The organism is Nocardia sp. NPDC050175 (assembly GCF_044459885.1).
In the GTDB taxonomy this organism is placed as follows: domain Bacteria; phylum Actinomycetota; class Actinomycetes; order Mycobacteriales; family Mycobacteriaceae; genus Nocardia.
On record NZ_JBITJI010000007.1, the window covers coordinates 537,382 to 545,448 of the forward strand.

General features: G+C 67.0%; 8 protein-coding genes and 1 pseudogene. 5 read left to right on the plus strand and 4 right to left on the minus strand.

All coding sequences use genetic code 11. The features are described 5' to 3' along the window. The first annotated feature begins 211 nt into the window (after positions 1–211). Together ACIBK2_RS26475 and ACIBK2_RS26480 are read left to right on the plus strand one after the other, a co-directional pair. Positions 212–988 (plus strand): SDR family NAD(P)-dependent oxidoreductase, encoded by a 777-nt coding sequence (locus ACIBK2_RS26475; RefSeq protein ID WP_396970776.1) that lies wholly within the window; start codon positions 212–214, stop codon positions 986–988. Beyond that, entirely contained in the window at positions 985–2,217 is a 1,233-nt protein-coding gene (locus ACIBK2_RS26480; RefSeq protein ID WP_396970777.1) for an alpha-hydroxy-acid oxidizing protein, read from the plus strand. Before ACIBK2_RS26475 ends, ACIBK2_RS26480 begins: the two co-directional genes overlap by 4 nt. A 2-nt stretch (positions 2,218–2,219) precedes the next feature. Here the strand turns inward: ACIBK2_RS26480 and ACIBK2_RS26485 are convergent, their stop codons facing one another. Then, positions 2,220–3,287, minus strand: a complete 1,068-nt coding sequence (locus tag ACIBK2_RS26485; RefSeq protein ID WP_396970779.1) for a diacylglycerol kinase — start codon at positions 3,285–3,287, stop codon at positions 2,220–2,222. Position 3,288: 1 nt separating this feature from the next. Beyond that, positions 3,289–4,080: an SDR family oxidoreductase gene (locus ACIBK2_RS26490; RefSeq protein ID WP_396970781.1), complete on the minus strand. Its 792-nt coding sequence runs from the start codon at positions 4,078–4,080 to the stop codon at positions 3,289–3,291. Between the two features lie 124 nt (positions 4,081–4,204). Here ACIBK2_RS26490 and ACIBK2_RS26495 point away from each other — a divergent pair, with 124 nt between their 5' ends. The 3 genes from ACIBK2_RS26495 to ACIBK2_RS26505 all read left to right on the plus strand — a co-directional run bounded on the left by ACIBK2_RS26495 (position 4,205) and on the right by ACIBK2_RS26505 (position 6,829). Then, positions 4,205–5,083 carry a helix-turn-helix domain-containing protein gene (locus tag ACIBK2_RS26495; RefSeq protein ID WP_396970783.1) on the plus strand — a complete coding sequence of 293 codons (879 nt, stop codon included), beginning with the start codon at positions 4,205–4,207 and terminating at the stop codon, positions 5,081–5,083. Positions 5,084–5,153: 70 nt separating this feature from the next. Continuing rightward, positions 5,154–5,366, plus strand: coding sequence for a hypothetical protein (locus ACIBK2_RS26500; protein ID WP_396970785.1), 213 nt, complete (start codon positions 5,154–5,156; stop codon positions 5,364–5,366). 164 nt (positions 5,367–5,530) lie between these two features. After that, a complete protein-coding gene (locus tag ACIBK2_RS26505) occupies positions 5,531–6,829 on the plus strand; it encodes a DUF2786 domain-containing protein (protein WP_396970787.1) in 1,299 nt (432 codons plus the stop codon). 16 nt (positions 6,830–6,845) lie between these two features. Here ACIBK2_RS26505 and ACIBK2_RS26510 read toward each other — a convergent pair whose 3' ends face one another. Further along, positions 6,846–7,187, minus strand: coding sequence for a hypothetical protein (locus ACIBK2_RS26510; RefSeq protein WP_396970789.1), 342 nt, complete (start codon positions 7,185–7,187; stop codon positions 6,846–6,848). A 12-nt stretch (positions 7,188–7,199) separates the two neighbouring features. Further along, a pseudogene (locus ACIBK2_RS26515) lies at positions 7,200–7,903 on the minus strand (DUF899 domain-containing protein). Positions 7,904–8,067: the final 164 nt, after the last annotated feature.

Here is an 8,067-nt window from a genome sequence, read left to right on the forward strand (position 1 = left end):
GGTGATCCTCGTTCCGAATAGTGATCTGGGTCACGACTATACATCGGATGTCTGCCTGCGCAATGGGAGATTCGGAATCCGTCAATCCTGGTTGCGCAGTGGCAATCTGGCGCGAGCGCTCGCGATCGGTGTTATGTTCGCCAGAGTCAAACATCGGACCTGTCCGGAAACGAACTCGTGCACCGGAACCCGAGGGGAGAAGGTGGTCGGTATGACGGCACAGGGCACGTTCGACGGACTGGTGGCGGTGGTCACCGGTGGCGCGTCCGGTATCGGGAAGGCCGTTACCGAGACGTTTGCCGCGGCGGGCGCGCGAGTGGCGGTGCTCGATCTGAACCCTGGTGACGCGGCGGAGGTTGCGTTGCGCTGCGATGTCGCCGATGACGAATCGGTCCGGCACGCGATCGCGGGCGTGGTCGACGCGTTCGGGCGGATCGATGTCCTCGTCAACAATGCGGGCATCGGGGCGCAGGGGACCATCGCGGACAACTCCGACGACGAATGGCGGCGGGTGTTCGAGGTCAATGTCTTCGGCACGGTGCGGGTTTCCCGTGCGACGCTCCCCTATCTTCGACGCTCACCCGCCGCCGCGATCGTGAACATCTGCTCGATCGCGGCCACTACCGGGCTGCCGGACCGCGCCGCCTACAGTGCCAGTAAGGGCGCGATACTCTCACTCACTCGCGCCATGGCCGCCGACCACCTCGCGGAGGGTATTCGGGTGAACTGCGTCAATCCCGGCACCGTCGATACGCCCTGGGTGCAGCGGCTGCTGGCCGCCAGTGCGGATCCCGACGCCGAAATGGCCGCGTTGCGGGCGCGGCAGCCGCATGGGCGGCTGGTCACGCCCGAGGAGGTCGCGAGCGCGGTCGCGTATCTGGCCGGTCCGGCGGCGGCGTCCATCACCGCGACGATGCTGGAGGTCGACGGCGGCATGCATTCGCTGCGTCTGCGGGCCGCGGCGCAGGTGGCCGGGGCCGCCCGGTGACCGGGCGCAGGCTGCCGCGGCCACGAGAGCTCGCGCCGCTGGTCAAGTTCGAGCGCCCGTTCGGTGGCCGGGAGCGCAAACTCGCTCGCGCCCAGACGATCTGGGAGCTGCGGGAGCTGGCCCGCAAGCGCACGCCGAAGGTCGCGTTCGACTACACCGACGGTGCCGCCGATGCCGAAATCAGTCTCAACCGGGCGCGGGAAGCGTTCTCCGACATCGAGTTCCGGCCCGCGATCCTGCGCGATGTGGCGACCACCGACACCTCGGTGCAGGTGCTCGGTAAGACCGCCGCGCTGCCGTTCGGTATCGCGCCGACCGGGTTCACCAGGATGATGCACACGGCGGGCGAGCTGGCGGGTGCGCGGGCGGCCGAGCGCGCGGGGATCCCGTTCACGTTGTCCACCATGGGGACAACGGCGATCGAGGATGTCGCGGCAGGTACCGGACCCAACGCCCGCAATTGGTTTCAGCTCTACATGTGGGCCGACCGTGATCGTTCGATGGGGCTGGTCGAGCGGGCGGCGCAGGCGGGATTCGACACTCTCGTCGTCACGGTGGATGTGCCGGTGGCGGGGGCTCGACTGCGCGATGTCCGCAATGGCATGACAGTGCCGCCATCGATCACACTGACCGGCGCACTGGATGCCTTGCGTAGGCCTTGGTGGTGGTGGGACTTCCTCACGACTGAGCCGCTGGCGTTTGCCTCGCTCGATCGTTGGTCGGGAACGGTAGCGGAGCTGCTCGATGCCATGTTCGACCCGACCGTCGGCTTCGACGACCTGGCCTGGATCCGGGCGAACTGGCCAGGAAAGGTCCTGGTCAAGGGCGTGCAGACCGTCGACGATGCGAAACGCTTGGCCGGACTGGGCGTCGACGGCATCGTCCTGTCGAATCATGGTGGGCGCCAACTCGATCGCGCTCCCATCCCCCTGCACCTGCTGCCCGCCGTGGTGCGCGAAGTGGGCGACGACATGGAGATCCACCTCGACACCGGCATCATGCACGGCGCCGACATCGTCGCCGCCCTCGCCCTCGGCGCTAGGTTCACCCTCGTCGGCCGGGCTTACCTGTACGGCTTGATGGCCGGCGGCGAGGCGGGCGTCGACCGCACAATCGACATCCTCCGCACCCAGATCATCAGAACCATGCGGCTACTCGGCGTCAGCTCGGTCGAGGAACTCGAACCGACACACGTCCGGTTGCTCGAGCGATATCTAGCGCGCGAATAGGGTTACCGCTGGGCAGGATTGGTGATCAGAGGCAGATCCAAGGCGGTCAGGATGCCTGGGGGTGCTTGGACTACGGCGGGGATGGCGTTGACGATGCGCATGGCGGTGGCGAGCAGGGTGGCGTGGTTGTGGTCGCCGTTGCGGCTCGAAGTCACCAGGTCCATGGCGTAGCTGGGTTCGCCGGTGATCTCGACACGATAGGAGCCCTCGTGATGGGCGGGTTGGGGCCAGTCCGGGCACAGGTCGGGGTGTAGGCGGGTGATGTGTTCCAGGACGGTGACCGGGGTGTCGCCGACCATGCCGCGGACCTCGAAACGCAGCGCGGCGGCGGTGCCTTCGGCGATGTGGCCGGTGGCGATGTCGAAGGCGTGGGTGGCCGGGATGCGCTGGTAGGTCTCGGTGACGGCGTCGAGGGTGACGCCGATGCCCGCGGCGAGTTGGCGGACGGTGCCGCCCCAGGCGAGGGACAGCACGCCGGGTTGCAGCAGCATCGGGATGTCGTCGAGGGGCTTGCCGAATCCCATGATGTCGAACATGACTTCGCGATTGTCGTAGCTGGCGTAGTCGACGATCTCGATGCAGCGGAGCTCGTCGATGCGCAGGCAGGTACCGGCCAGCGCCAGTGGGAGCAGGTCATTCGCGAAGCCGGGGTCGATGCCGTTGACCCACAGCGACGAATTGCCCTGCGCCGCAGCCTCTTGCACGGGCTTCAGCAGTTCGTCGGGCAGGACGCCGTAGGGGTACTGGAAGAACACCGGGGCGCAGGCGACGACATTGATTCCGGCGCTGAGGATTCGCTGCAGGTCGCCGATGGCGTCCATGAGGCGGTTGTCGGTCATCGAACAGTAGACGACGCAGTCAGGTTTCGCGGCGAGGATTGCTTCGGTGTCCGTCGTCGCGGCGACGCCGACCGGATGATCAAGTCCGGCAATCGTTCCCGCGTCCATCCCGTCCTTCTTCGGGCCCGATACCCATACGCCGGACAATTCCAAGTCGGGGTTGGCGATGACGCCGGCGAGGGCGTGCCTGCCGACATTTCCGGTGCCCCACTGCACTACGCGATAGGTCATGTCACAGATCCTGAATCGGGATGTCGAGGTTGGGAGTGATCAAGCCACCGTCGGGTTCGAGGACCTTGCCGGTGAGGTACTTGCCCGCGGGAGAAACGAGGTAGAGGGCGGCCGCAGCGATGTCCTCAGGGTCGCCTATGCGGTGTAGCGGCGTCTTGGTTTCCAATTCGGTGCGCATCGCGTCGTTGCCCGCGACGATCTCCAATGCGGAGGTCAGGATCGAGCCGGGGGCAATGGCATTCACTCGGATGCGCGGGTTCAGGTCCAGCGCGGCAAGTTTCGTATAGTGCGCCAGGGCCGCCTTGGCGGTGCCGTAGGCCGCGAACGCGCGGCCGGGCAACCGGCCCATCGTCGAGGTGATGTTGAGAATGGAACCGCCACCGGCAGTTTCGAGGATGCGCGGCACCGCGGCGCGGACGAGGGCGTGCGCGTTGGTGACGTTGAAGTTGAACGCGTCCACCAGCGCCTGCGGCGTGGTGTCCAGCAGCGGGCACGGCATCGCGCCGCCGACATTGTTGACCACGATGTCCAGCCTGCCGAAGCGCTGCACCGCCGCCTCGGCGAGTGCCGCGGTGGCCTCGATATCGCTCAGGTCCGCGGGCACCACATGGGCCTGGCGTCCCAAGGCGGTCACCCGCTCGGCGACCTCGTCCAGTTGGCTCTTGGTGCGGGCCGCAATGACGACGTCCGCACCCGCCTCCGCGAAGGCCACCGCGATCGCCGCGCCAAGGCCGCGGCCCGCGCCCGTCACGATGGCGACCTGTCCGTCGATGCGGAACCGATCCAGAATCATTCGCGCTCCCTCCATGCCGTCCGCGAGGCCCGCGCAACCCGGCGTGTCGAATATTCGACAGTCAATGAACTAATATTCGACACATAGTAGGTCGCTCGCCCGAGCGGAGACAAGGGGTTACGCCATGCCGGACCGATCAGCGTCGCCGCCGACGCGCCGTGTCGTGGACATCGTTTCGCTGCTGGCGACGTCGACGGAACCGGTGAGTGTCGCGGGGATCGCCGAACGCCTCGATATCGCCCGCGCTACCGCGACGGCGATCCTGGCAGAGCTCGACGCGGCGGGGTGGGTCGGCCGCGACGCACAGCGCGGTTATGTGATCGGCCCCGCTCTAGCCGGACTGAACGGAGCCGCACTCCCCCACGGTGTCGGCGCTATCCTCGCGACGCTCGCCGCACGGACCGGGTCCGGCGCGACGTTCAGTCGCATCGAGCCCGATCGCCTCACTGTTCTCGACGTCCGGCACGGGACCGACCGCGTTGTGCCGGGAATCCCTGTCGGACACCGCATTCCACTACAGTTCCCGGCCGGTGCCAGTGTGATGCCGTGGCGTTCGGCCAGCGAGCAGAACGCTTGGACGGCGACCGCCGCCGGGGCGGACCGGCGCACGGCGAGCTCGTTGCTCGCCCTCGTTCGAGACCGCGGGGTCGCCGTGTTCCGGCCGCGGGCAGACGATGCGGGCATGGTCGACCTGCTGGCCGATCTGCTCGGCGCGGTGGGATCCGAACTGCTGCAACCACATCTGCGTACCCGTGCGCTTCGTCAGCTCGCCGCGCTCACCTCGCGCCCCTTCACCAGAAGCGAATTGGATTCCGATGAGGCACTGCCGTTGAGCTACCTCGCGGCCCCGGTCTTCGACGCGACCGGCACCGCCGCGTACGAGGTCCAGCTCGGACCGCTCCGTGCGGAGGCGTCCAAACCTGAACGGGAGGAATACATTTCGGCAACGCTCGATGCCGGACGTCAACTGACCGCGACACTTTCGCTCACGACACACCGCTGATCGGACGGACACGCGGCAGCGCGATGGGACTGTGATGTGGATCGGTACGCGGCGGGAGGACGCTTGATCCATGACCGACCCCGTAGCTCCCGTAGACCCCGCACCCGCTGACCCCGCGCCGGTAGATCCGGCACCTGCCGACCCAGCCGATCCCCCCGTAGACGAAACAGGCTACGAGGCCGACGACGAAGCCAGCGACGACGAACCCGCCGCCGAGACCGATACCGAGGAGAGCGACGAAGAGGAAGCCGATGAGGAGGCCAGCGACGACGACAGCGCCTGAGCCTCGCTAGATCACGGCTCAGTCCGAAGAAAGCCCCCAACGTTGCGTTTGGGGGCTTTCCGCCGCGAGCCTCGAGAGCTGACTGTTCCTACCCACGCGACGTCATCGTCTTCGGGTTGCCTATCGTTGCAAGACGACAGGACCGCGAACAGGAGGTGGCGAACATGAGCAAACAGAACCGTCGGGGACGTACCGGCCGCCGCCCGGAAAGCGGTCCGTCCGGCGGCTCCGGCTTCTGGTCCGCGCAACGGCCGCCCGCGGACGCGGAACAGATCGCGAACGCGTTGATGGCTGCCGCGATGGAGACCGCGCAAGGCGCCTCGGCTGCCGCTGGACGTTGCGCGACGGCACTGGCCGGCCGCGATCCGCTGACGCCGCAGCTGGAGCACGGCGCGCACCTCGCGGGTCAGCACATCATCACCCGGGTCTTCCAGAACGGCTGGCTACCCGACGATATCCACCAGGCCGCGCGGCGCAATCTCGACGAGTACGCGATCGGGCTGCTGACCGACGTGATCGCCGCGTACATGCAGCCTTTCGCCGCCGCATCGGTCGACGAGACCTGGCGCGCACAGCTCGACGACCTCGATGCCGTCGCCTGGTGGTCAGCCTCGGCACCGCACCTCGGTCAGTGGGCGGCGAAGCAGCTGCTCACGCCGGTCGAGGCGCTCACCACCGTGGTTCAGGCGCTGGCGCTGCTGATCCGGCTGCCGCGGCTGGAACTCATTCGCCCGCTTCCCGGCACCGCGCAGCCGAGTACCGCAGCGCACCATCATGTCGACGAGAAGATTCTGAGCCGCGTCCGAGGGCTGCTCGCAAAGGCGGAGTCGACCTCGTTTCCCGAAGAGGCAGAGACACTTTCGGCCAAGGCGCAAGAGCTGATGACGAAGTACGCGGTGGACCGGGTACTGGTCGACGCGGACACCTCGGTGCCCGATCTGCCCGGCGCAGCCAGGATTTGGCTGGACACACCGTATGTCGATGCCAAGGCGCTGCTCGTCGATGTGGTCACCAAAGCCAATCGGTGCCGGGCGATCTTCTCCTCGGCGTGGGGGTTCATGACCATCGTCGGCGATGACGGCGACCTGGAGGTGGTCGAGCTGTTGACGACCTCGCTGCTCGTCCAGGCCACCAGGGCGATGATCGCCAGCGGCAACCAGGCCGAGCGCAGCGCGGACTCGCGAAGTCGTTCCTACCGCAAGTCGTTCCTCATCGCCTACGCGACGCGCATCGGCGAGCGGTTGGTGACGGCGAACGAAACCACCATCGCGAAATCGGCAGACGCGCAACGACTTCTACCGGTCCTGGCCTCCCATCAGCTGAAGGTGGACACAGCCTTCGACACCTTGTTCCCGGCGGTGCGCAACCGCGGCGTCTCCATCCCCAACGCCAACGGGTGGGACGACGGGCGCGCCGCCGCCGACAATGCCGAACTCGGCGCGCGGCGCCCTATTCGCAAGTAGCCGAAACCGGCTGCCGCTAAAAGAGATCCGGCGTCGTCGGCGGCACATCATCGAGAAACGCAGTCACCATTGGCGCCAGTACCGCTGACTCTCCCGCGATGCCGACATGCGACGTCGCGGCCAGCATCACCAAGCGCGCGGCCGGAACCTGCTGCAGCATTCCCGATGCTGCCGCCCGCTCATCGCCGCCACCGCGCAGCTTGAACATCGCCAGCGCATGCTCCGGCCGCACCGCATCCGCGTCACCGACGATGACCATCGTCTTCGCGGCAATCGAACGCAGCTGCTCCTCGCTGATGTGCTCCTTGAACGCCTTCTCGACGGCCGTACCGGCGAAGTGCGTGGGCTCGATTGCCATTCGCGGGCCTCGCTACGCCGTCCCGTCCGGGCCGTAGAGTCTGGCGACATCGGGCGAATCGAGCCAGTTGGAGTAGGTGGGCGACTTCGGCCAACCGTCCGGTGAATCCTGCCATTCCTCCTGGCGACCCCAGGGCAGCAGATCGATCAACGCGAAGGTGTAGCTGAGCTGTTCGGTGCCGCGGCCGTTGGTGTGCCAAGTGCGGTAGACGTTGTCGCCGTTGCGGAGGAATACGTTCACCCCGAAGCCGGCACCGGGCGCCGCGCCTACGTCCGCGCCGAATGAGCTTTCCGACGACGAGTACCAGTCCATTTTGTTGCCGACCTTGGTCTTGTAGGCCAGGGCTTCACCGATGGGCCCGTTGGTGACGATGACGAAGCGGGCGTCGTAGTTCTCGAGGAAGCCGAGCCGGACATACTGCGAGGTGAGCCCGGTGCAGCCGCCGCACTGCCACTCCGCGCCGTCGGACCACATGTGGTGGTAGACGATCAGTTGGGAGCGCGTCCGTCAAATACGTCGACCAGGCGCAGGGGTCCGTCCGGTCCGGTCAACGTGTAGTCCGGGAGCTCGACCATCGGCAGCCTGCGGCGTTGCGCGGCAATGGCATCGAGTTCACGGGTGGCGGCCTTCTCCCGGATACGCAGGTCGTCGAGCGCGGCCTGCCAGGTCGGCAGGTCGACGACTGGGGGCAAGGCACTGGTGATCTGCTCGGTCATGGTTCCTCCAGAGGCTCGGATGGATCGGCTCTGCAAGTGTTGACGAGACAGGTCGACGGAAATCATCGCGAAACGACGAAAGCCCCCCAGCGTGAGCTGGGGGGCTTTCGTGAATGATGTTCCGGCGGTGTCCTACTCTCCCACACCCTGTCGAGTGCAGTACC

Excerpts from the sequence above, each read along its gene's own strand:
- ACIBK2_RS26505 (WP_396970787.1), top strand. The coding sequence starts at position 5,531 with ATGAGCAAACAGAACCGTCGGGGACGTACCGGCCGCCGCCCGGAAAGC.
- ACIBK2_RS26495 (WP_396970783.1), top strand. The coding sequence starts at position 4,205 with ATGCCGGACCGATCAGCGTCGCCGCCGACGCGCCGTGTCGTGGACATC.
- ACIBK2_RS26485 (WP_396970779.1), bottom strand. The coding sequence starts at position 3,287 with ATGACCTATCGCGTAGTGCAGTGGGGCACCGGAAATGTCGGCAGGCAC.
- ACIBK2_RS26500 (WP_396970785.1), top strand. The coding sequence starts at position 5,154 with ATGACCGACCCCGTAGCTCCCGTAGACCCCGCACCCGCTGACCCCGCG.
- ACIBK2_RS26490 (WP_396970781.1), bottom strand. The coding sequence starts at position 4,080 with ATGATTCTGGATCGGTTCCGCATCGACGGACAGGTCGCCATCGTGACG.
- ACIBK2_RS26475 (WP_396970776.1), top strand. The coding sequence starts at position 212 with ATGACGGCACAGGGCACGTTCGACGGACTGGTGGCGGTGGTCACCGGT.
- ACIBK2_RS26510 (WP_396970789.1), bottom strand. The coding sequence starts at position 7,187 with ATGGCAATCGAGCCCACGCACTTCGCCGGTACGGCCGTCGAGAAGGCG.